Origin of the sequence: Haloferax sp. Atlit-12N (genome assembly GCF_003383095.1) — an archaeon.
Lineage (GTDB): Archaea > Halobacteriota > Halobacteria > Halobacteriales > Haloferacaceae > Haloferax.
Map to the genome: position 1 here is coordinate 1067331 of NZ_PSYW01000001.1, position 20231 is coordinate 1087561.

The 20231-nt window shown below is 67.9% G+C and carries 20 protein-coding genes; 10 read left to right on the top strand and 10 right to left on the bottom strand.

Annotated features, from left to right (window positions below):
- Positions 1–19: 19 nt before the first annotated feature.
- The 4 genes from C5B90_RS05600 to C5B90_RS05615 all read right to left on the bottom strand — a co-directional run bounded on the left by C5B90_RS05600 (position 20) and on the right by C5B90_RS05615 (position 3756).
- Positions 20–502, bottom strand: a complete 483-nt coding sequence (locus C5B90_RS05600; protein WP_115879749.1) for a YbhB/YbcL family Raf kinase inhibitor-like protein — start codon at positions 500–502, stop codon at positions 20–22.
- Between the two features lie 54 nt (positions 503–556).
- On the bottom strand, positions 557–1492 hold the full coding sequence (locus C5B90_RS05605) for a VOC family protein (protein ID WP_115879751.1): 936 nt from the start codon (positions 1490–1492) through the stop codon (positions 557–559).
- Positions 1493–1624: 132 nt separating this feature from the next.
- Complete coding sequence (locus tag C5B90_RS05610; protein ID WP_115879753.1) at positions 1625–3439, bottom strand: ribosome biogenesis/translation initiation ATPase RLI; 1815 nt, start codon at positions 3437–3439, stop codon at positions 1625–1627.
- 2 nt (positions 3440–3441) lie between these two features.
- On the bottom strand, positions 3442–3756 hold the full coding sequence (locus C5B90_RS05615; protein WP_115879755.1) for a hypothetical protein: 315 nt from the start codon (positions 3754–3756) through the stop codon (positions 3442–3444).
- A 124-nt stretch (positions 3757–3880) separates the two neighbouring features.
- Here C5B90_RS05615 and C5B90_RS05620 point away from each other — a divergent pair, with 124 nt between their 5' ends.
- Positions 3881–4174, top strand: coding sequence for a helix-turn-helix domain-containing protein (locus tag C5B90_RS05620; protein WP_004044502.1), 294 nt, complete (start codon positions 3881–3883; stop codon positions 4172–4174).
- Between the two features lie 114 nt (positions 4175–4288).
- Here C5B90_RS05620 and C5B90_RS05625 read toward each other — a convergent pair whose 3' ends face one another.
- On the bottom strand, positions 4289–6169 hold the full coding sequence (locus C5B90_RS05625; protein WP_115879757.1) for a PINc/VapC family ATPase: 1881 nt from the start codon (positions 6167–6169) through the stop codon (positions 4289–4291).
- A gap of 117 nt (positions 6170–6286) precedes the next feature.
- Complete coding sequence (locus C5B90_RS21195; protein WP_255566822.1) at positions 6287–6415, bottom strand: hypothetical protein; 129 nt, start codon at positions 6413–6415, stop codon at positions 6287–6289.
- A 32-nt stretch (positions 6416–6447) separates the two neighbouring features.
- Here C5B90_RS21195 and C5B90_RS05630 point away from each other — a divergent pair, with 32 nt between their 5' ends.
- From C5B90_RS05630 to C5B90_RS05645, 5 genes are all read left to right on the top strand, one after another.
- On the top strand, positions 6448–7542 hold the full coding sequence (locus C5B90_RS05630; RefSeq protein WP_115879759.1) for a M20 family metallopeptidase: 1095 nt from the start codon (positions 6448–6450) through the stop codon (positions 7540–7542).
- Positions 7543–7848: 306 nt separating this feature from the next.
- Positions 7849–9363 (top strand): carboxypeptidase M32, encoded by a 1515-nt coding sequence (locus tag C5B90_RS05635; protein WP_115879761.1) that lies wholly within the window; start codon positions 7849–7851, stop codon positions 9361–9363.
- A 91-nt stretch (positions 9364–9454) separates the two neighbouring features.
- Positions 9455–9631, top strand: a complete 177-nt coding sequence (locus C5B90_RS21255) for an HVO_0416 family zinc finger protein (RefSeq protein WP_004973500.1) — start codon at positions 9455–9457, stop codon at positions 9629–9631.
- 158 nt (positions 9632–9789) lie between these two features.
- Positions 9790–11640 carry a UvrD-helicase domain-containing protein gene (locus C5B90_RS05640; RefSeq protein WP_115879763.1) on the top strand — a complete coding sequence of 617 codons (1851 nt, stop codon included), beginning with the start codon at positions 9790–9792 and terminating at the stop codon, positions 11638–11640.
- A gap of 6 nt (positions 11641–11646) precedes the next feature.
- Positions 11647–12825: a M24 family metallopeptidase gene (locus C5B90_RS05645; protein WP_115879765.1), complete on the top strand. Its 1179-nt coding sequence runs from the start codon at positions 11647–11649 to the stop codon at positions 12823–12825.
- On the opposite strand, the gene C5B90_RS05650 is transcribed toward C5B90_RS05645, so the two are convergent.
- Entirely contained in the window at positions 12826–13068 is a 243-nt protein-coding gene (locus C5B90_RS05650) for a hypothetical protein (RefSeq protein WP_115879767.1), read from the bottom strand.
- A gap of 151 nt (positions 13069–13219) precedes the next feature.
- Between C5B90_RS05650 and C5B90_RS05655 the strand changes: the two genes are divergently transcribed.
- Positions 13220–15046, top strand: a complete 1827-nt coding sequence (locus C5B90_RS05655; protein WP_115879769.1) for an SLC13 family permease — start codon at positions 13220–13222, stop codon at positions 15044–15046.
- A gap of 15 nt (positions 15047–15061) precedes the next feature.
- Here C5B90_RS05655 and C5B90_RS05660 read toward each other — a convergent pair whose 3' ends face one another.
- Complete coding sequence (locus C5B90_RS05660) at positions 15062–15799, bottom strand: DUF502 domain-containing protein (protein ID WP_115879771.1); 738 nt, start codon at positions 15797–15799, stop codon at positions 15062–15064.
- Between the two features lie 108 nt (positions 15800–15907).
- Between C5B90_RS05660 and C5B90_RS05665 the strand changes: the two genes are divergently transcribed.
- Complete coding sequence (locus C5B90_RS05665) at positions 15908–16519, top strand: riboflavin synthase (RefSeq protein ID WP_115879773.1); 612 nt, start codon at positions 15908–15910, stop codon at positions 16517–16519.
- 48 nt (positions 16520–16567) lie between these two features.
- Here C5B90_RS05665 and C5B90_RS05670 read toward each other — a convergent pair whose 3' ends face one another.
- A complete protein-coding gene (locus C5B90_RS05670) occupies positions 16568–17605 on the bottom strand; it encodes a PrsW family intramembrane metalloprotease (protein WP_115879775.1) in 1038 nt (345 codons plus the stop codon).
- A gap of 162 nt (positions 17606–17767) precedes the next feature.
- On the opposite strand from C5B90_RS05670, the gene C5B90_RS05675 reads away from it, so the two are divergent.
- The gene (locus C5B90_RS05675; RefSeq protein ID WP_115879777.1) at positions 17768–18142 is read left to right on the top strand and encodes a hypothetical protein; all 375 of its coding nucleotides are present in this window, start codon (positions 17768–17770) and stop codon (positions 18140–18142) included.
- Positions 18139–19545, top strand: a complete 1407-nt coding sequence (locus C5B90_RS05680; protein WP_115879779.1) for a DUF402 domain-containing protein — start codon at positions 18139–18141, stop codon at positions 19543–19545. The genes C5B90_RS05675 and C5B90_RS05680 overlap by 4 nt, the downstream gene beginning before the upstream one ends.
- Positions 19546–19769: 224 nt before the next feature.
- Here C5B90_RS05680 and C5B90_RS05685 read toward each other — a convergent pair whose 3' ends face one another.
- Complete coding sequence (locus C5B90_RS05685; protein ID WP_004058105.1) at positions 19770–20102, bottom strand: NifU family protein; 333 nt, start codon at positions 20100–20102, stop codon at positions 19770–19772.
- Positions 20103–20231 lie beyond the last annotated feature (129 nt).

Below are 20231 nucleotides of genomic sequence, written 5' to 3' on the forward strand. Positions count from 1 at the left end.
AGTTCGCGGAACGACCGGCTCAGGGCGCGTAGGTCCCGATTAACTGCGTCTCGGCGATGACGTGTCCCGCGATGGCGCGCTTCAGGTCGGCCTTCGTCGCGCCCGCGTCGAGGTCCAGCGGTGCATCGAGCGCGTACAGCAGGAAGCGGTAGGCGTGCTCACCGTCCGGTGGGTTCGGGCCGCCGTAGCCCGGTTCGCCGTAGCTGTTAGTTCCCTCGACCGCGCCCGGCGGCGTCTCACCCGCCTCGATGGCGTCGGTCTCGGGGTCGATGTTCCAGACGAGCCAGTGGTCCCACACCCTGCCCGCGGGCTTCACCGCGTCGGGGTCGTCCATCACGAGCGCGAGCGAGACGGTTCCCGGGGGAACGCCGCCGATTCGGAGCGGCGGGCTCTCGTTTTCGGTCGCGTAGCCGTGCGTGCGGGGTATCGGGCTTCCGTCGTCGAACGCCGGGCTCTGGAGGGTGAGCCCGCGACGGCGCTCGCTCGAATCGCTCGATATCATACCGTCCCGTTAGGCGACCAGCGACAAAACGATTCGTTCGGGGAAACCGACGCGTCAGCGTCCGCGAACGACGCGAACGCCGATTCCGTCGGGGTCGGAGAGGGCGAGCGACTCGGTCGTGGTGGCCGCGGCGGCCGCGTCAGTCGCGTCGGCCGCGTTACCGTCGCCGGATTCGACCTCGTCGAACTCGTGGCCGGCAGCGACGAGCGACTCGCGGACCGCGTCGAGCGTCTCGGCGTCGGGGACGACGATTTCGAACCATTCGATGCCGCGGCTCTCGCCGGCCGGGGCGCTCCGGTTGTTCCAACTGTTCAGGCCGACGTGGTGGTGGTACTCGCCGGCGGCGACGAACGACGCGTTGGGGTAACCCTCGTCGCGGACGCGCATGCCGAGCGCATCGACGTAGAAGTCCCGCGAACGGGGGACGTTCGTGACTTCGAGGTGGACGTGGCCGAGGTCGGTGCCGTCGGGCGCGCGGTCCCCGCCGTCGGCGTCGTCGGCGAGCGACCCGAGGTCCAGCGGGAGCGTGTCCATCGACACCCGGCGGTCGTCGGTCCACGGCCACTCCTCGCGCGGGCGGTCGTGGTAGACCTCGACGCCGTTGCCCTCCGGGTCGCGGAAGTACAGCGCCTCGCTGACGAGGTGGTCGGACGCGCCGGAGAGGGTCGCGCCGGCGTCGCTGGCGCGGGTTCGGGCGCGGGAGAGCACGTCGCCGAGCGCGCCCCGGTCGGGCACGCGAACCGCGAGGTGGAACAACCCGGCTTCGCGGCGGCCGCGCTCCGGGGCGTCGGGGGCTTCGTCGAGGACGACGATGGGAGTCTCACCGGCCGAGAGAACCGCCCGCGAGCCGTCGCGTTCGCGCTCGACTTCGAGACCGACCACGTCGCGGTAGAACGGGACCACGCGGTCGAGCGAGCCGACGCGGAGCGCGACCCGACCGAGGTGGGTGTCGTCCGTGAGCGAACCGTCGGATGGGGAATCGTTCGTCATACCTCCGTCTTCGAGCGTGACCGTGAAAACGCACGTAGTAACATCGGAGTCACTCGCGGCGCGGCGTGTAACCGGAGGTGTGGGAGCGAAGAACGGAGAAACGGAGGGGTGGAAACGCGGGCGACCGAGTCGCTATTCGGCGTAGTAGTACTCGCCGGCGCGCTTCTGCTCGCGGTCGAGTTGCGAGTCGGGCTTGTTGATGCGCGGGCGCTGGGTGCGCTCGTCGCGGCGGAACGTGATGTCGAGGTCCGACAGGAAGTCGTTCATGCCGTCGCGCATCTCCTGCGGTTTCGAGGCGTGGCCCTCGATGGACGGCTCGCCGTCGAACACCATCAGGCGGTCCGCGAGCAGGTCCATCATGTAGATGTCGTGGTCGATGACCATGACCGTCGCGTCGTGGTTCTCGGCGTAGCGGCGGATGGCCGAGGTGGCCTGCACGCGCTGTTCCACGTCGAGGTGGGCCGACGGCTCGTCGAGCAGGTAGAGGTCGGCGTCCTGCGAGAGGCACGCTGCGATGGCGACGCGCTGGCGCTCGCCACCGGAGAGGTCGGTGAGGTTGCGCTCCATGATGCGGTTGAGCTGGAGCGGGTTCGCGATTTCGGTGTTCCAGTACGACGAACCGAACTGGTCGGTGATAGACGAGAGGAACGCGTCGACCCGCATCGGCTGGTCGATTTCGATGTACTGCGGCTTGTACGAGATGTCGAGCGCGAAGTCGAGCTCGCCCAGGTCGGGTGTCAGGTCGCCCGTGAAGAGCTGTGCGAGCGTCGACTTCCCGATACCGTTGGGGCCGACGATGCCGAGCACTTCGCCGTTGTAGATGGTGCCGGACTCCACGTCGAGCGAGAACTCGCCGTCGCCGTAGGACTTGGCGAGTTCGGGGTACTCGACGAGGGGTTCGGCCTTCGTCGTCTCGCGCGGCGCGTGTTCCTCGAAGGTGATAGCCTCCGGACGGATGCGCATGTTCTCGTTCGAGAGGTACCCTTTCAGATACTCGTTGATGCCGTTTCGGACCGACTTGGGGTCGGTGATGACACCGTACGCCCCGGGCTCACCGTAGGCGACGTGGAGCGTGTCGGCGAGCAGGTCGAGGATTGCGAGGTCGTGTTCGACCACGAGCACCGCGCGGTCTTCTTCCTCCGCGAGTTCGCGGATGAGCCGCGCGGCGGTGACGCGCTGGCCGATGTCGAGGTACGGCGAAATCTCGTCGAGGAAGTAGAAGTCGCGGTCGCGGGCGAGCGTCGCCGCGAGGGCGACCCGCTGGAGTTCGCCGCCGGAGAGCGTCTCGATGTCGTTGTCGACGACGGGACCGATGTCGAGGCGGTCGATGTAGGAGTCGAGCGCGCCGCGCTCGTCGGTCGCCTCCAAGAGGTCGCGGGCAGAACCGTCGAACTGCTTGGGAATCTGGTCGACGTACTGCGGCTTGCGCGCGATGGAAACCTCGCCGTCCCGGACCCGCTCGACGTAGTTCTGGAGTTCGGTCCCGCGGAAGCGGTCGAGGACGGACTCCCACGTCGGCTCCTCGTCGTAGTTGCCGAGGTTAGGGACCATCTCGCCCGCGAGGGCGCGGACGGCCGTGGTCTTCCCGATACCGTTCGGTCCGAGGATACCCGTGACCGAGCCGGACTCGGGGACCGGAAGCCCGTACAGCGAGAAGGCGTTCTCGCCGTAGCGGTGGGTCGGGTCCTCGTTGAGTTCCGAGGGGAGGTTGATGATTTCGATTGCATCGAAGGGGCACTTCTCGACGCAGATGCCGCAGGTCTCGCCGAGGCAGATTTCCTCGGAGATACGCACCTGGTCGGGACCGCCCTGTTCGGCGTCCTCGCCGCGGAGCGTGATGCACTCTTTGCCCGTCCGGTTCGGCGGACAGAAGTTCGAGCACTCGTAGCTACAGCGGTCGGGAGAACACCGGTCTAAGTCGACGACGGCGATACTATCGTCGGCCATCGTTATATCTGAACACCCGAAGTCAGGAGGATGGCGAACGTGATGAACCAGAGCGCGAAGGTCATGAACACCACGTAGATGTAGTCCTTCGCGCCGAACCCGTTGACGTCGACGCCGACGGCGCGAAGCACCGGGAACTGAACGAGGACGGACGCCCCGAGGATACCCACGGCCAACTGATTGGTCGCGGCCTCGGGACTCGTCCCCACCACAGCCCCGGAGAGCACCGCGGCGGCGATGCCAGCGAGGCAGGCGAGTGTCGTGACCGTCACTCCTCGAATATGACTGGAGAGACCGGTCTGCGTTTCCGTGGCCATGTGTTTCCCTGCGACATCCGGCGTCAAAAGGCGTTCGTTCCTGCCGCCGCCGCGCGGATAAAGCGTTGTCGGCCGGTCGCGGGCCAACAAGGTTTATGCTGGTAGCGCGTTTCGATTCGTAACGATGGCTGGAACAGAAGAGGAGAGTCTCGACGACCTCCCACCGAGTGCGAAGCTTGTTTTCAAAGTGCTCGAATACAACGGTCCGCTCACCCAGAAAGGCATCGTCGAAGAGTCGATGCTCTCGGCGCGAACCGTTCGCTACGCGCTCGAACGACTGGAGGGAATCGGTATCGTCGACGAGGACGTTTACTTCGCCGACGCCCGACAGAACCTCTATCAGTTGACCGATCTCGCGCCGCAGCAGGCGCAGGCCAAAGCCGACGGCGGCAAGGAAAAGGCCTGCTGCGCCGAGTAATCAGAACCGCCGCGGAACCACCGCACGCTTCGCAGTCGGTGTCGGAAGAGACCAGTTGCGACGTGTCGACCCGGTCGAGACCCGACCGACGAAAACGACGATTCGGCCGTTCTCCTAGGCCGGAACGACCGTAATCTGCTGTTTTCTATCGATAGCGTTCTCCAGTTCCTCAGCGATGGCGCTGCCGCGCGAGACCTGAATGTCGCCGCCGCGGCCGACCGTCGCCGTGAACAGGTATTCGTCGTCCGCACGGACCTCAACGGTCTCGCCGACGTGGCCGTCCATCCGGACGATGACGTGCCGCGAGGTGACCTCGGGCGTCACGACGACGCCCTCACCGGCCCCGCCGCCGGAACCGGACGCGCCGGACTGTCCGCCGGCGTTCGCGCCCGCGTGCTGTCCCGACGACGAGGGCTTCTCGTCGTGGGTCCGCACGTCGATGTCGATGCCGAGGCGGTCTTCGACGTCCGAGATGCGGCCGCCGCCTTTCCCGATGACGTAGGAGATGTCGTCTTCCTCGACGTAGACGACCGCGCGGTTCTGGCCCTTCAGGTCGACGTCGACGTGGCCGCGGGCGATGGAGCGAATCTCGCGTTCGATCTCCTGTTTCGCAAGCCGGGAGACGCCGCTTTCTTTCTCTTCTCCGCCCTCGCCGAGCGGGACAGTGACGACCTGCCGGTTGAACGTGTAAATCTCGTACTTCGGCGTGCCGGTCTCGAAGTCCCGAATCTGGATGACCGGGCGGGCGAGGTCCTCCGCGAAGAGGCCCTCGGGGACCTTCACCTCGGTCCGCACGTCGTACACCGTGTGGACCTCGCCATCTTCGATGTAGACGACGGTGTCGACGACCTGCGGAATCATGCCGAGTTCGACCCGACCGACGAGGCGCTGGAGCGCGTCGATGGCGCGGGTGGCGTGGACGACGCCGACCATGCCGACGCCCGCCAGACGCATGTCGGAGAACACCGAGAAGTCCTCGGTCTTTCTGACTTCGTCGTAGATGGTGTAGTCCGGGCGCACGAGCAGCAGGGAGTCGGCCGTCTTCGCCATGTCGCCGCCGAGGGCGGTGTACTGGGTGATGTCGGGGCCAACCTGCAGGTCGCGTGGCTTCTCCATCGTCTTGACCGCGTAGTCGCTGTCGTTGAGGAACTCGGCGACCGCCTGCGCGAACGTGGACTTCCCCGCGCCGGGCGACCCGGCGATGAGGACGCCGCGCTGGCGCTCGGCGAGTCGGTCGCGGAGTTCGTCGGCGAACTCGTAGTCGTCGAGTTCGGTCTTGACGATGGGCCGGACGGCGGTGATTTCGATGCCGTCGGCGAACGGCGGGCGGGCGACCGCGATGCGGTAGTCGCGGAACTGGACGATGTCCATGCCCGGTTCGGAGAGTTCGACGAAGCCGTCGGTGGCGGCGCGGGCGGAGTTGATGATGTCGTCGGCCCACTCTTTCATCGTCGCCTCGTCGGTCGGTTCGTCGGCGATGGGCTGGTAGTGCATCTCGCCGACCGCGCCGCGTTTGGCCTTCGGGCGGGTGTCGGTCTTGAGGTGGACCGACATCGTCTGGTCGTCGAAGAAGCGCTCGATGATGAGCCCGCCGGAGCCGCGGACCGCGGCCTCGACGTACTCGACCGAGACGCCCTTCGCTCGCGCCACTTCGGCCTGCACCACGTCGCTCGTCAGGAGCGTCGCCGACCGCTCGGTGGCGATGTCGCGGATGAGCGCGTCGATATCGCCCTCGCCGGCACCTTTCGTCTCGCCCGAACTCGGGCGACGGCCGACGTACTTGAGGTCGATGACGCCGTCGTCGGCGAACTCGGCGAGGCGCTGGAGTTCGGAGAGGCCCTCCCAGCCCGTGTCACGGCCGTCGTTGGCCTGCGATTCGAGTTCGCTGACGACCGCCTCGGGGACGAGTACGTCGGCACCCTCGTAGGTGCCGTCGTCGACTCGCTCGGACACGCGACCGTCGATGACCGCGCTCGTGTCCGGCACTATCTTCATGCGCGTGAGTTTGGGCGGGTGACGGATAAGGTTGTAGATAAAAGCGGTGACACCGCCGGCGGGGCGTCGGGTGGTACCGCGGCCCGCGTTCCGCGCCCCGCGTCCTGCGACCTCGACTCAGTCGTCGCTCGGCACGACGGGTCGCTTCCCATCGACGACCTCGAACGACCCGACGAGTCCGTCAAGGTCGGCCGCCCGCGAGGACAGCACCTCGGTCTGGTCCGCGCGCGGACTGCCGGACGCCACACGCTTTTGAGGCGACCCGCCGACGGGCCGGCATGGACGAACTCCGCGACCTCACGGCGGCCCTCGTGTCGGTGCCGAGCCACGAGGACGAGACCGCCGTCGGCGACCGCATCGAATCGTGGCTCCGCGAGGAGACCGACGCCGACGTGACTAGGGACGACGCGGGGAACGTCGTCGCCCGTGCCAACCCCGGCGTCGGCGAGTCGCTCGCGCTCGTCGGCCACCACGACGTGGTCCCACCGGCCGACCGGCAGACGACCGACGGCGGCGACTACGTGGTCGAGACCCGCGACGGCCGACTCTACGGCCGCGGGGCGGCGGACATGAAAGGGGCCGTCGCCGCGTCGATGCTCGCCTTCCGCGACGCAGCCGCAGACGCCGAGTCCGAGGTCGTCTTCGCCTCGTTCGTCGGCGAGGAAATCGGCGGGGAGGGCGTCCGCGCGGCCCTCGACGACGGATTCGAACTCGATTACGCCGTCGTCGCCGAGGGCTCGACGAACTACACCGGGCCGGACCGGACGGACGTGGTCGTCGCCCACCGGGGCCGCCGGGCGAGCACCCTCGTCGCGTCGGGGACCGCCTGCCATGCCAGCGAACCCGAGCGCGGCGAGAACGCCGTCTACCGCGCGACCGACGCCGTGGACGTGGTCCGCGGCCTCTCGGTTCCGGACGCCGAGGTTCTCGGCCATCCAGTCTCGGGGAGCATCGCCGTCACCGAAATCGACGGCGGGAGCGCGTGGAACGTCATCCCCGACCGCTGCGAGGTGACCGTCGACGAGCGGACCGTCCCCGGCGGCTTCGCCGACCTCGCGCTGACGGAGAACATCGAGGGCGTCGAGTGGGTCGTCGAACAGGACCTCCCGCCGATGGCGTGCGACGACGCCGACTTCGCCGAGCGCGTCCTCGACGTCGCCCAGTCGGTCCACGAGGCCCGCGGGGACGCGGACCCAGAGCAGACGACGAAACCCCACGCGACCGACGCGGGGTGGTTGGCGCAGGCGGGCACGACCTGCGTCGTCTACGGCCCCTCGGAACCCGGCGAGGCGCACACGAAAGACGAGAGCGTGTCGCTCGACGTGCTGGCGCGGTGTTACGAGACGTACCGCGCGCTCGTGGACGGCTGGTGAGAGTCGCCAACCCCGACTGCGACGACGCCCGAACACCCACCGGGCGGGACTGAAAGGGGCCGCGAGCGAGGGCGAACCCCGGCGGCGTGAGCACCGCAGGCCGGAGGCCGAGGAGCGCGCGTCGCCGCGGGAGCCGTCGCTCGCGGGGGCTTTCGCGGTGTCGTCGGTCGCGGCTTCGACATCGCTGGTGCCGGTCGCGACCTCATCGGCGTCAGCAGAGCGACTGGGTACAACCGTATATCAAAAGCCCACCACGAATAACCGGCTCCTGCGATTTAATACGCCTCCGAGACCACCGTTCGTACCATGGCACAGTCCTCCGCGGAATCCGACTCGGAGTCGGCGTACGACCGACTCCTCCAGAAGTACAAGCGAATCGCCAACGTCGAGAACGCCGGCGGCATCCTCTCGTGGGACCAGCAGGTCATGATGCCCGACGAGGGGACACCCGCGCGCTCCCAGCAGATGTCCGCGCTCTCCGCGTTGAGCCACGAACTCCTGACCGACGACGAGTTCGGCGACCTCCTCGACGCGGCCGAGGCCGACGACCCGACCGACGAGCAGGCCGACGTGCTGCGCGAACTCCGCCGCGACTACGAGCGGGCGGCCCGCGTGCCGAACGACCTCGTCGAGAAGATTTCCGCGGCGTCGTCGGAGGCTATCCCGGCGTGGAAGCAGGCGAAGGCCGAAGACGACTTCGAGAAATTCGCGCCGCATCTGGAGAAGCACGTCGAACTGAAGCGGCAGTACGCCGAGCACATCGACCCCGACCGCGACCCCTACGAGGTGCTGTTCGAGGACTACGAGCCGTGTCTCCCCCTCGAACAGGCCGAGGAGATTCTCGCCGAAGTGCGCGAGGTGCTTGTCCCGATGATAGAGGACATCCGCGAGTCCGACACGGACCTCGCGGTGGACGCCTTCGAGGGCGAGTTCCCCGAGGACGACCAGGAGGCGCTCGTCCGCGACGCGCTTTCGACGCTCGGCTACCCGTGGGAGCGCGGCCGCCTCGACACCGCGCCGCACCCGTTCTCGTCAGGGACGCAGTTCGACGCCCGCGTGACGACCCGCTACGACGACTCCGACGTGCTCGGGTCGCTGTTCTCGACCGTCCACGAGTTCGGCCACGCGCTGTACACGCTCGGCCTGCCGGACGAGCACTACGCGACGCCGCTCGGCGAGAACCGCAACCTCTCGGTCCACGAGTCGCAGTCGCGGCTCTGGGAGAACCACGTCGGGCGCTCGCGCGCCTTCTGGCAGCACTTCCTGCCGACGCTCGAAGACCGGTTCCCCGAGGTCGACGCGACGGTCGAGGAGGCCTACGAGGCGGCCAATCAGGTGTACGACGACAACCTCATCCGCGTCGAGGCGGACGAACTGACCTACCACCTGCACATCGTCATCCGGTTCGAACTCGAACGCGAACTCATCGCCGGCGACCTCGCCGTCGAGGACGTGCCCGAGGCGTGGAACGACAAGTACGAGGAGTACCTCGGCATCCGGCCGGACACCGACTCCGAGGGCTGTCTGCAGGACATCCACTGGGCGTACGGCAACTTCGGCTACTTCCCGACGTACTCGCTCGGCTCCATCATGGCCGCCCAACTGTTCGCGGCCGCCGAGGCGGACATCGACGACCTCGACGGGAAACTGGCCGACGGCGAGTTCGGCGACCTCCGCGAGTGGCTCCGCGAGAACATCCACCAACACGGCCGGCGCTACGAGACCAACGACCTCGTGAAGCGAGCCACCGGTGAAGACTTCGCCGCCGACGCGTTCCTCGACTACGTCGAGTCGAAATACGGGGCGCTGTACGACCTGTAAGCGAGGCTGACAGTCCGCCGCAGTCATCCGATTTTCGACTATTCGGAGTCGTCGCAGGAACTAAATAGGGGTATGTCATATCATACCACGTATGGCCTCAGCACCCAGTGACGACTTGTTCGACCAGTTCTTGACCGACCGCGGTCACGAGACAGAACCGGTACGCTGGGACCGATCCTATAACAAGCTGCAGTGTCCCGACTGCGGGGCCCTGCACGACATGGGCGCGGCAACCTGCTCCGTCTGCGGGTGGGTGCCGGAGGCCTGACGCGTCCGAACTGACCAAGCCACAAGCACCTGTTCTCGACGGTTTCTCACCCGTTCGGTGAGCCGTCCGCGAACGCCCGGCGAGTACGACTGCTCCGGGCGCGTTCGCCCTCGTCCGAAGCACGTCGCTTATCACCGATAAGGCCGTGAACGTGCACAATGAGCGAATCCGACGTGACCGTCACCCGGCTGTTCGGCGGCCCGGGAAGCGGGAAGACCACGGCCTTGCTCGACAAGGTCGAGGAGATTCTCGAACAAGACGGCGTCACCATCCGCGACATTCTCGTTGTCTCTTACACCCGAGCCGCGGCGGCCGAGGTCCGCGACCGGCTCGCGGAGCGACTCGACATCAACCCGCGGTCGCTGAAGGGGAACGTCTCGACGATGCACGCGAAGGCGTACGAACTGCTGAGCCTCTCGCGGAACGACGTGGTCGGCGAGAACGACAAACAGGAGTTCTGCGAGGACTACGGCATCGAGTTCGAAGACGAGTACGGCGGCGCGGGCCGTCGGACCGCCCGCTCGACCACCATCGGGAACAAGGTCATCGCCACGAGCCAGTGGCTCCAGCGCACCCGCCGCGACGTGTCCGACTGGTACGACGTGCCGTTCCAGTGGAACGTCGAGGAGGTCCGCCTCCCGCCGGAAGTCGACCCGAACGCGCAGGAAGGAAACAAGTACACGCCGACGTGGCCGTCCGACGACGACCGCATCGACATCCCCGAGGCCATCCGCGCGTGGCGCGCCTACAAGGGCGAAAACGGGCTCGTCGGATTCGCTGACATGCTCGAACGCGTCAAGCAGCGCGCCCTCGTCCCCAACGTCGACTACCTCGTCATCGACGAGTTCCAGGACATCACGACCCTCCAGTACGACGTGTACGAGGAGTGGAAGCCCCACATGCGGGGCGTCCTCATCGCCGGCGACGACGACCAGGTCGTCTACGCGTGGCAGGGCGCGGACCCGAACCTCCTCCTCGACGCCGAACGCGACAACGACGAGATTCTGCCGAACTCCTACCGGCTCCCGTCGAACGTCCTCAACGTCGTCAACCGGGAGATTCGCCACATCGACAAGCGACAGGAGAAGGACCTCAAGCCGCGCAAGGAAGGCGGCGCGGTCGAGGCCGTCGAGAGCCCGTCGATGCTCGAACTCGCCCGGAACGTCCGCTACACCGTCGAGAAAGACGAGGGCACCGTGATGGTGCTGTTCCGCGCGCGATACCAGATGTTCCAGTTCATCGACGAGTTCCTCCCGTCGGGCATCCCCTTCTCGACGCTGACCGACCAGCGCATGTGGACCGACCGGCTCACGCAGTACGTCCGCGCGGTCGAGGCGCTGGACGCCGAAGAACCCGTCAACGGGCTGGAGGCGCGCCGCCTCGCGGACATGCTCCAAGACTCCGCGTTCGGCACGAACGACCGCGACGACCTCTTCGACGCCATCGACGACAGACAGGAGGAAGTCGGCGTCGACGACATCACGAACATCGAGTTCACGCCGAAGGAAATCAAGAACTTCGCGCCGTTCGCCCCCGACAGCGCGTCCGCGAGCGACATGGTCCGCAAGGTAACGAGCTTCCAGCGCAAGTCCGTCAACGCGTACTTCGGCGGCGACTACGAGGGGATGGACCCCAGTCGCGTCCGCGTCGGCACCATCCACTCCGCGAAGGGTCGCGAGGCCGACCACGTGTTCATGGCGACCGACCTGACCGAGAAGGTCGTCGAGCAGATGGCCGCCTCCGTCTCCGACGAGGAGCTCGAAGCCCGCGGCATCGAGGAGTTCACCGCGACGACGAGTCCCGTCCCGCTCATCACCGACAACGAGCGCCGCGTCTTCTACGTCGGGATGTCCCGCGCCCGCGAGCGCCTCATCGTCCTCGAGAACCTCGTCACCGGCGCACCGACGCTCCCCATCAGCGTCCTCCTCCACAACGAGATTCGCGAGGAGCCTGCGCAGGAACTCGTCGACGACGCGCAGGAACCGCCCGCGCCCGAACCCGAGGCGTAACGTCCCGTGCGAGGGAGACCTCGCGGCGGCGACGCTATCGACGCTGCCGTCGACGAGCGAGACGCCGTCGGCTTCGTCGCCGTCTCCCGCGGCTCCGACCCGACGAGTCGCTACCTCACGGGCCGCGGCTTCGACTGCGACCTCGTGTTCGTCCGCGTCGCCGGCGAGACACATCTCCGAGTCCCCTCGACCGTCGAACCGCCGTCGCTCCCGGTCGCGTCGGTCCGCGTCGACGACAGACCCCCGGGGAAGGCCGCCGCGGCCGTCCTCGCGGAACTCGGCGCTTCCGAAGGGACCGTCCTCGCGCCGCGGACGATTCCGCACGACGCCGCGCTCCACCTCGAAGCGGCGGGCTACGACCTCGCGTCGACCCCGGCGGTCGCAGACGCCCGCGCGGTGAAAGACGACGCCGAGCGCGACGCCATCGAGGCCGCCCAGCGCGCCGCGAGCCGCGGTATCGGTCGCGCGGCCGCGATACTGTCGGCGGCGACGGTGGAGGAAGCCAGCGACGCCGACAGCGGCCGTGAGGGGAACGGCGGCGAGGGCGACGACGATGACGGCAGCGACGGCGAACCCGTCCTCTCTTGGGACGGTGCGCCGCTGTCCACCGAGCGACTCCGCCGACAGGTGAACGCGACGCTCGCGGCCGAGGGCGTCGACTCTGCGGGCGCGACGACGGTTCGCGCCGGAACCCGAGGCGACGGGGGCGAACCGGTCGAACTCCGGCCGGGCGAACCCATCGTCGTCTCGGTCGGCCCGCGCGGGCCGGTGGGCTACCGCGGTTCACTGGCTCGCACGTTCGTCGTCGACCCCGACGGCGGGTGGGAGCGCCGGGCGCACGTCGCCTGCGACGCCGCCAGAAAGGTCAGTCTGGTCGAAGCGGACCCCGGCGACGACGCCGGCTTCCTCGGGAGCGAACTCCGGGCGGAGACCGCCGCGTTCGGCTTCTCGATGGCCGACGAGGTGACGAGAGACGTGGGCGGCGGCATCGGCCTCGCGGCCCGCGAGGACCCGCCGCTCGACGGCGACCGAGAACTCGTCGCCGGCAACGTCCTGCGGGTCCGCGCCGCGGTCACGCACGCGGACCACGGGCGAGTGGAACTGACCGACGTGCTGGTCGTCGGCGAAGACGGGCCGCGACTGCTCGGCGACGCGCCGACCGGTCTCGACCCGAGTCGCTGGTAGCTATTCGTCTTCGTCCGGCTCTTTTGCGACGCCGCCGATGACTTTCTCGGCCGCGAGCGAGGGGATGTCCTGTGGCATGGTGAGGAACTTCGGGAGCGCGACCATGAGCACCGCGAGGAGAAGCATCGCGCCGCCGAAGACGGTCCGCCCGTCGCCGAGGAGCGTGAGTCCGAAGACGCCGACGGGGATGGCGAAGATGAGGGTCGCACCGAGACCAACCATCTCCAGGATTCCGAGTCGCATCGCCCGTGGCTACACCACGAGCGAGTAAAAGCGTCGCGACCGACAAGCGGGTGCGACTCGTGGTCGTCCGCTCGCCGGAAGCCACCGACCCGTCGATGCGACCGACAGTCACGCGGGGTAGCATTAAGCCGCCTCCGAATCGACTGCCCGCATGGTCGCCGTCACGTCCGGGATGCTCGTCGTCTTCGCTCTCGTCGTCGTCACGATGGCGCTGTTCGTGACTGAGGCGGCCCCGCCGGACGTGACGGCCATCGGCGTCATCGTCGCGCTCGTCGTCCTCGAACCGTGGACGCGGGTCGACCTCCAGACGGGGCTGTCGGGGTTTTCGAGCGCCGCGACGATTACCATCCTCTCGATGTACGCCCTCAGCGAGGGGGTTCGACAGACCGGCGCGATTCGCGTCCTCGGTGACGCGGTCGCCTCGTTTACGAACGGGAGCGAGAGCCGACTGCTCGGGGCGGTCGTCGGACTCACCGGCCCCATCGCGGGCGTCGTCAACAACACGCCGGTCGTCGCGGTGTTCATTCCGATGGTTTCCGACCTCGCGGACCAGGCGAACGTCTCGCCGTCGAAGCTCCTCATTCCCCTCTCGTACGCCTCGATGCTCGGCGGCACGCTCACGCTCGTCGGGACGGCGACGAACCTCGTCGCCAGCGAGGCCTACGCCGAGGCCACCGGACTGCCGCCGTTTTCGATGTTCACGTTCACGCCGCTCGGGGCGGTCGTGTTCGTCGTCGGCGCGGGCTACCTGCTGACGGTCGCGCCGCGACTCCTGCCCGAGCGAATCGAACCCGGGAACCGAACCGGGAACTACGGCGTCGAGCCGTTTCTCGCCCGCGTGCTCGTCCCCTCGCGGTCGCCGCTCGTCGGCATCCCCGCGGGCGAGATTTCCGACGACACCTACCGCGACCTCCACGTGGACATCCTCGACGTGCTCCGCGGCGGCGAACACTTCATCGCCGCCGACTCCGACCGCGAGGTCGAGGCGCGGGACATCCTGACCATCCGGGGCGACCCGGCGACGATTCGGCGCTTTTGCGACCTCGCGGACCTGCGGTTCCTCCCGCGCGCGTCGGTCACCGACGCCGAACTCGACCGCCCCGACCGCGTGGCGCTCGTCGAACTCGTCGTCCCCCGCGAGTCCGGCCTCGTCGGCGAGACTATCGGTGGGGCGCGGCTCCGCGAGCGGTACGACGCGACCGTGCTCGCGGTCCGGCGGCGCGGCGGCGACCTCATCCGCGAGCACTTCCGGGACGTCGACCTCCGCGTCGGCGACTCGCTGCTCCTCCAGACGACGAACGAGACGGCCCGGTACCTCCGCGACAGCGGCGACTTCGTCGTGACGAGCGAGGTCGCAGACGAGTTCATCGAGGACAACGGCGGGCTGTCGCCCACGGCGTTCCGCGCGTTCGCCGTCATCGCGGCGGTCATCGGACTGGCCGCGCTCGGCGTCGTCCCCATCGCCATCGCCGCGCTCGGTGGTGTCGCCGCGATGGTCTCGCTCGGCTGTCTGTCCGCGAGCGACGCCTACGACGCGGTGAGCTGGAACGTCATCTTCCTGCTCGCGGGCGTCATCCCACTGGGGCGGGCGCTCCAACTGACCGGCGGCGTCGCACTCCTCTCGGACCTCGTCGGCGTCGCGGCGGTGTACCTCCCGGTCGTCGCCGTGGTCGCCGCGTTCTACCTGCTCACGGGGCTGTTGGCGAACGTCATCACACCGGTCGCGAGCGTCGTTCTCCTGTTGCCGGTCGCCATCGACACCGCGTTCGGCCTCGGTGCCGACCCCTTCGCCTTCGCTCTCGCGGTCACCTTCGGCGGGAGCACGGCGTTCATGACGCCCATCGGCTACCAGACGAATCTGATGGTGTACGGGCCCGGCGGCTACCGCTTTACCGACTACCTCCGCGTCGGCGCGCCGCTCCAACTGTTACTCACGGTCGTCACGACCGCGGGTATCGCCCTCATCTGGGGGCTGTGAGGCCGCCGTGGCGACTCACTCGGCTCGCTTTTGCGTCTCGCCCGCGCTCCGTCGCTGCTCCGACTCCGACCGGACGCCGTCGCCGTTCGACGGGTCGTAGGCCGCCGGCCCCGAGGGGAGCGTCTCGGGGTCGTCGACGCTCAGCCCCGTGGTGACGAGCAGACGGAGGCCGCGGCGGACCGGCATGTCGAGTTCGCGAATCTCCTCGGGCGAGACCATGATGAGCGCCCCGGCGGTCGGGTTCGGACTGTTCGGGACGAACACGGTAAACAGGTCGTCGTCGGACACCGCCGACACCGACGGCGGTGCCTCGTTGGTGACGAAACCGACGGAGAACAGGCCCTCCCGTGGGTACTCGACCAACACCACGCGGTCGTAGCCGGCGGTGGGTTCGGTGAGCGATTCGGAGACTTGCCGGACGCCGAAGTAGATAGTGCGGACGAGCGGCAGAAGTCGAACGCCGCGCTCGAAGCTCCCGAAGAGCCGCTGGCCGAGACTTATCGACGCGAGGTAGCCGAGAAGCGAGATGGCCACGGCGATGATGAGCGCCGACAGCACCTGCGAGATGAACACGATGTCGCCGGAGTAGTTGAGCGCCCCGGCGAGGAAGGGCGTCACCTCGCGGACGACCGGGCGAAGCGCGGCGGTGATGCGATTGAACGCGAACTGGAGGACGAACACGGTCACGGCCAGCGGAGTGACGAGAATGAGACCGGTGACGAAACTGCTCCGCAGTCGGGCCAGAACGTCCATACCGACACTCCGGACGACGACGGTAAAATTGTATGGGCGAGAGTGTCACGAAAACGTGATGAAAAACGGAAACGATAGGCATTAAGTTCGCCCGTCCGAAGCGCGGGTATGTTCACGGGAATCGTGGAGGGGCCGGGCGAAATCGTCGACGTGACCGACACCGACGGTGGTCGCCGCCTCCGCATCCGCACCGACCTTGCGTTCGACGACCTCCACCACGGCCAGTCAATCGCGGTCTCGGGCGTCTGCCTGACCGTCGAGGCGTTCGGCGACGACTGGTTCGAGGTGTTTCTCGCGGCGGAGACCGTCGAGAAGACCTACCTCGGCGACGTGGTCGAAGGCGACCGCGTCAACCTCGAACGCGCCCTCGCGGCCGACGACCGCTTCGACGGCCACATCGTCCAAGGCCACGTCGACGGCACGACGACTGTCACGAACGTCGAGCGCGTCGGCGACGACTGGTTCTTCGAGTTCGACCTCCCCGAGTCGCTGGCGAACTACGTCGTCCAGAAGGGATCGGTCTGTCTCGACGGCATCAGCCTCACTGTGGCGGACCGCCGCGAGGACACCTTCGCCGTGGCTATCATTCCGACGACCTACGACCTGACGACGCTCTCCGAAAAGGCGGTCGGCGACCCGATTCACGTCGAGGTCGACGTGGTGGCGAAGTACGTCGAATCGATGCTCGACGGTTACGCCGAGCGGTTGGTCGCCGAGTAAAAGAGGACGCTGGGGTTCGTCTCGGTTCGCTTTTCTGCCGTCGCCGACTCAGTCCTCGAACTCGGTCTGCTCCGAGCTGAACGACGCCGCGCTCGGCCCGGGCGCGTGGGCGCTGTGGTAGGCCTGGCTGTAGCGGCGGAGCTTCCCAATGAGGTAGAGCCCGAAGACCCCGTCGTAGATGATGACGTAGACGAGGAAGGCCACGAGACCGCCGAGGCCGGTTATTCCCGCGATGACAGACGAGCCGAGACCGACCGTCGAGTTGTACGTCGCGTGGACGAGCGCCGCGAGGATGAGGCCCTTGATGACGATGGGCCCGGCGTTCTCCTTGTTGAACTTGGCGAGACCGAGGTAGTAGCCGGCGATGGCCGAGTAGATGACGTGACCCGGCCCGGCGAGCGCGCGGACCGCCGTAATCGTCCCGCCGGCGGCGATGATGCCGACGCCGTCGGCCCCAACGTCGAGTCCCGACGAGGTGAGGTTGCGGGTGATGTACAGAGCGTTTTCGATGGTGGCGAAGCCGAGACCGGCCATGGCGCCGTAGACCGCGCCGTCGATGACGGCGTTGAAACTGTCGTGGGAGTAGGCGTACAGCCTGACTGCGAGGAGCTTGACGGTCTCTTCGACCGGACCGACCACGAGGAAGTAGAACACGATACTGCCGAGGAAGCCGATAGACAGCTGGAACTCGGCCGCGATGGTCTGGCCGACGTTGCTCAGAAGCGAGTTGAGAATCGCGGCGAAGGTGGCCGTGAGGACGCCGAGGAGGAACGTCACCACGAGCATCGACAGCGGCTCGTTTTGGGTCACGTCGGAGTAGTAGACGTAGCCGGCGAGCGCGAGCGCCGGGAGCGCCGAGAGCAACGTGAGCGCGCCGACCTGCGGGTCGGTGAGCGCCGAGAGGCCGCCGATACCGACGAGGATGAGCAACGCGGCGAGGACGACCACCGCGCGGGTCGACGCGACCAGCACCCGGTAGAGCGCGACCGCGAGCCCGTCAACCGAGGTTCGTTCCTCCCACGTGGCGATGTCGTAGAGGTCGTCCGAGCCGTCGGACGCCTGCTCGACTGGGTCCTGCTGGTCCATCACGTGGCATAAAGGGTATCGCATCTGGTAATAGCTTCGGCCACGACATCCCGCGACCGGCCGGCTGAACAGCCGACAGTCGGGCGGCCGACGACCGACTGGTCGGGATAGCGACCGACGGCCGACCGTACGACGTTAATGCCTCCGCTCCGAAGGGCGGGTATGCACTTCGACCCCCGCGAACAGGCGGCGCTCCGCGAGGTCGGCCTCGACACCGACGACCTCCGGGCCGCGTCGGACCTCGTGAGCGACGCAGTCGAATCGGACGCAGACGCCATCGCCGCGTTCTTCGGCGACGGCGGCACCGTCTACTCCGACATGGAGATGGCCCACAGCGCGAGCGACGTGCAGGAACACGTCGTGGACCACGTCGACCTCTACACCCACGGCGCGGACCTCCGCGGCTACCTCAAGTTCGACTCGTGGGGCGTCCCCATCGAGGGCGGCCGCGTGCTCTCGGAGGAGAAAGTCGAACTGACGCTCGGCCCGACGGTCGACGCTCGTGTCACCTTCGCCCGCGACGCCGACGAGCTATGAGGGTCCGCGTCCGCGGCATCTACGCCACCGCGCTCACGAGCGTCTTCCTCGACGACGGCCACGACGTGGTGCAGGCGTCCGGCCCGATTCGGGAGCGCTTCGACGCCGAGTTCGACTCCCTAGACCACGACGTGTCGGTCGAGACGACCCGGAACCGACAGGGCGTCGGCGCGACTGGCACGCCCGAGGCGGTCGCAACGGCCACCGAGCGACTCACCGACCTCGGCATCGACACCTTCGCGTGGGACGACCCCGCGCCGACCGGTGCGGTGTTCGACGTCCGCGTGACCGACACCCTCGGCGGCGGCGCGGTCTGCGACCTCGGCGAGACCGAGGGCTACCTCTCGTACGGCGATATCGACGGCCGCGTGGAAGTCGGCGACGAAGTCCGCGTGCAGGTCGCCGAGTCGGCCCCGCCGTGGGCCTCCCGCCGCGCCGAACTGACCGGCGACGTCCGCGCCGTCGCGGGGCTGGCGACCCTCGAACCGGATTCCGAGGGCGTCCGTGTCGACACCCGAGACGAGGCCGCCGCCCGCGAACTGGCCGGCATGACCGACCTCCTCGGCGGCGACCCGCCCGAGGGCTGGGGCATCCGCTGGCACCGCGACGCCGTCGATGCCGACATGAGCGCCCTGAACGACGCGCTCGACCGGGCGGCCGAGGTGGCCGCGGAACTCGACGACGCGCTCTCCGAACCCGTCGACGCCCCGCGAGCGGTCGCGGTACCCACCGCGACGACGTGGGTCTGGTTCGGCCGCGAGACGCGCTTCGAACTCGACGCTCAGCGCCGCGCCGTCGAGACGACGATGCCCGGCCACCACCGGACGAAGGCCGCCTCGCCGAAGGCCTCTGCCGGCGTCGACCTCGCGGAGGCGCTCTGCGAGTCGGTCGGCGACGGCGAGTTCCCCTTCGGCGTGGTGACCGCGCAGTTCGGCCCGCTCGAAGGCGACGACGTGGAAATCGGCCACGGAAAGCCCGACGGCCGACTCATCACGCTCGGCTCCGGCGAGGTGACAGAGCACGATTCCGAGGGGACCGTCGAACTCCGACGCGGCATGAGCGGCGGCGGCACCTACGACGCCCTCGGCGTCGACCGCGAGTCCGGCGACGTGGCGGTCACGAAGTTCCGCGAGGGGCGCTGGTGGTACCCGACGGTGTACCGCGACTCCGAAGGCACGGTCAAAGGGACCTACGTCAACATCTGCACGCCCGTCGAGTGCTTCCCCGACCAGATTCGATATATCGACCTCCACGTGGACGTGGTGAAACACGCCGACGGGACGGTCGAACGGGTCGACGACGACGAACTCGACGAAGCCGTCGAGGCCGGCCACATCTCCGAGGAGTTGGCCGAAAAAGCGCGGTCGGTGGCGTCGAGTCTGGAGTCGGCGCTGTCGGGGTAGGCGTCGCAACTCCGGAAGACGGTCAGTCGTCGTTGCCGGGGAGGACTCAGACGTCGTGGTGGCGGGAGTCGTCGAAAATACGTACTGAGAACCGCGGAAAGGGTGCAAGTGTTGGAGGGAACCGTACGGCTACGACCGGAGGGAGTAGCCGCCTTTTTTGGTCCAGATTTTTTGGCGGGGTTCGAGGCAACGAAGTTGCCGAGGACCCCGTGAAAAAAGGTGGGTTAGAAGTGACCCGGTCCCTCGTCGCCGTACTGCAGTTCGCCGCCGCGGCCGCCCTCGACGGTGCTGCTGCCGTGGTCGCCGGAACTGGGGACCTTGACCTGCACGTCGGTAATCTCGTCGAACGTCATGATGAGGTCCGACTGGATGTTCTGGGCGGTGATGTTCGAGATGCCGCACCCGGCGCACGCGCCCCCGAGTTCGACGACGACTTCCCCCGATTCCGCATCGGCCTTGCGCACGACGCTGTTGCCGCCGTGCATCTGGATAATCGGCATCTGACCGACCATCCACGTCTCGACGCGCTCTTTGAGGCTCTCCGACTCGTCGCTCATACCCCGATGCTTCGAACCCCACGGATTAGAATGAAACGGTTCTCCCAACGCGCCGGCCGGCGAGAGAAAGGCTGTCTCGGTCGTTCGTGATAGATTCGACGCGAGAGCGACGCGAGTCGGCGAGCCGGC

Coding starts and splice junctions, on each gene's coding strand:
- C5B90_RS05655 (WP_115879769.1), top strand. CDS start 13,220: ATGGTCGCCGTCACGTCCGGGATGCTCGTCGTCTTCGCTCTCGTCGTC.
- C5B90_RS05675 (WP_115879777.1), top strand. CDS start 17,768: ATGCACTTCGACCCCCGCGAACAGGCGGCGCTCCGCGAGGTCGGCCTC.
- C5B90_RS05625 (WP_115879757.1), bottom strand. CDS start 6,169: ATGAAGATAGTGCCGGACACGAGCGCGGTCATCGACGGTCGCGTGTCC.
- C5B90_RS05680 (WP_115879779.1), top strand. CDS start 18,139: ATGAGGGTCCGCGTCCGCGGCATCTACGCCACCGCGCTCACGAGCGTC.
- C5B90_RS05620 (WP_004044502.1), top strand. CDS start 3,881: ATGGCTGGAACAGAAGAGGAGAGTCTCGACGACCTCCCACCGAGTGCG.
- C5B90_RS05630 (WP_115879759.1), top strand. CDS start 6,448: ATGGACGAACTCCGCGACCTCACGGCGGCCCTCGTGTCGGTGCCGAGC.
- C5B90_RS05650 (WP_115879767.1), bottom strand. CDS start 13,068: ATGCGACTCGGAATCCTGGAGATGGTTGGTCTCGGTGCGACCCTCATC.
- C5B90_RS05615 (WP_115879755.1), bottom strand. CDS start 3,756: ATGGCCACGGAAACGCAGACCGGTCTCTCCAGTCATATTCGAGGAGTG.
- C5B90_RS05610 (WP_115879753.1), bottom strand. CDS start 3,439: ATGGCCGACGATAGTATCGCCGTCGTCGACTTAGACCGGTGTTCTCCC.
- C5B90_RS05600 (WP_115879749.1), bottom strand. CDS start 502: ATGATATCGAGCGATTCGAGCGAGCGCCGTCGCGGGCTCACCCTCCAG.
- C5B90_RS05605 (WP_115879751.1), bottom strand. CDS start 1,492: ATGACGAACGATTCCCCATCCGACGGTTCGCTCACGGACGACACCCAC.
- C5B90_RS21255 (WP_004973500.1), top strand. CDS start 9,455: ATGGCCTCAGCACCCAGTGACGACTTGTTCGACCAGTTCTTGACCGAC.
- C5B90_RS05685 (WP_004058105.1), bottom strand. CDS start 20,102: ATGAGCGACGAGTCGGAGAGCCTCAAAGAGCGCGTCGAGACGTGGATG.
- C5B90_RS05640 (WP_115879763.1), top strand. CDS start 9,790: ATGAGCGAATCCGACGTGACCGTCACCCGGCTGTTCGGCGGCCCGGGA.
- C5B90_RS05670 (WP_115879775.1), bottom strand. CDS start 17,605: ATGGACCAGCAGGACCCAGTCGAGCAGGCGTCCGACGGCTCGGACGAC.
- C5B90_RS05665 (WP_115879773.1), top strand. CDS start 15,908: ATGTTCACGGGAATCGTGGAGGGGCCGGGCGAAATCGTCGACGTGACC.
- C5B90_RS05660 (WP_115879771.1), bottom strand. CDS start 15,799: ATGGACGTTCTGGCCCGACTGCGGAGCAGTTTCGTCACCGGTCTCATT.
- C5B90_RS05635 (WP_115879761.1), top strand. CDS start 7,849: ATGGCACAGTCCTCCGCGGAATCCGACTCGGAGTCGGCGTACGACCGA.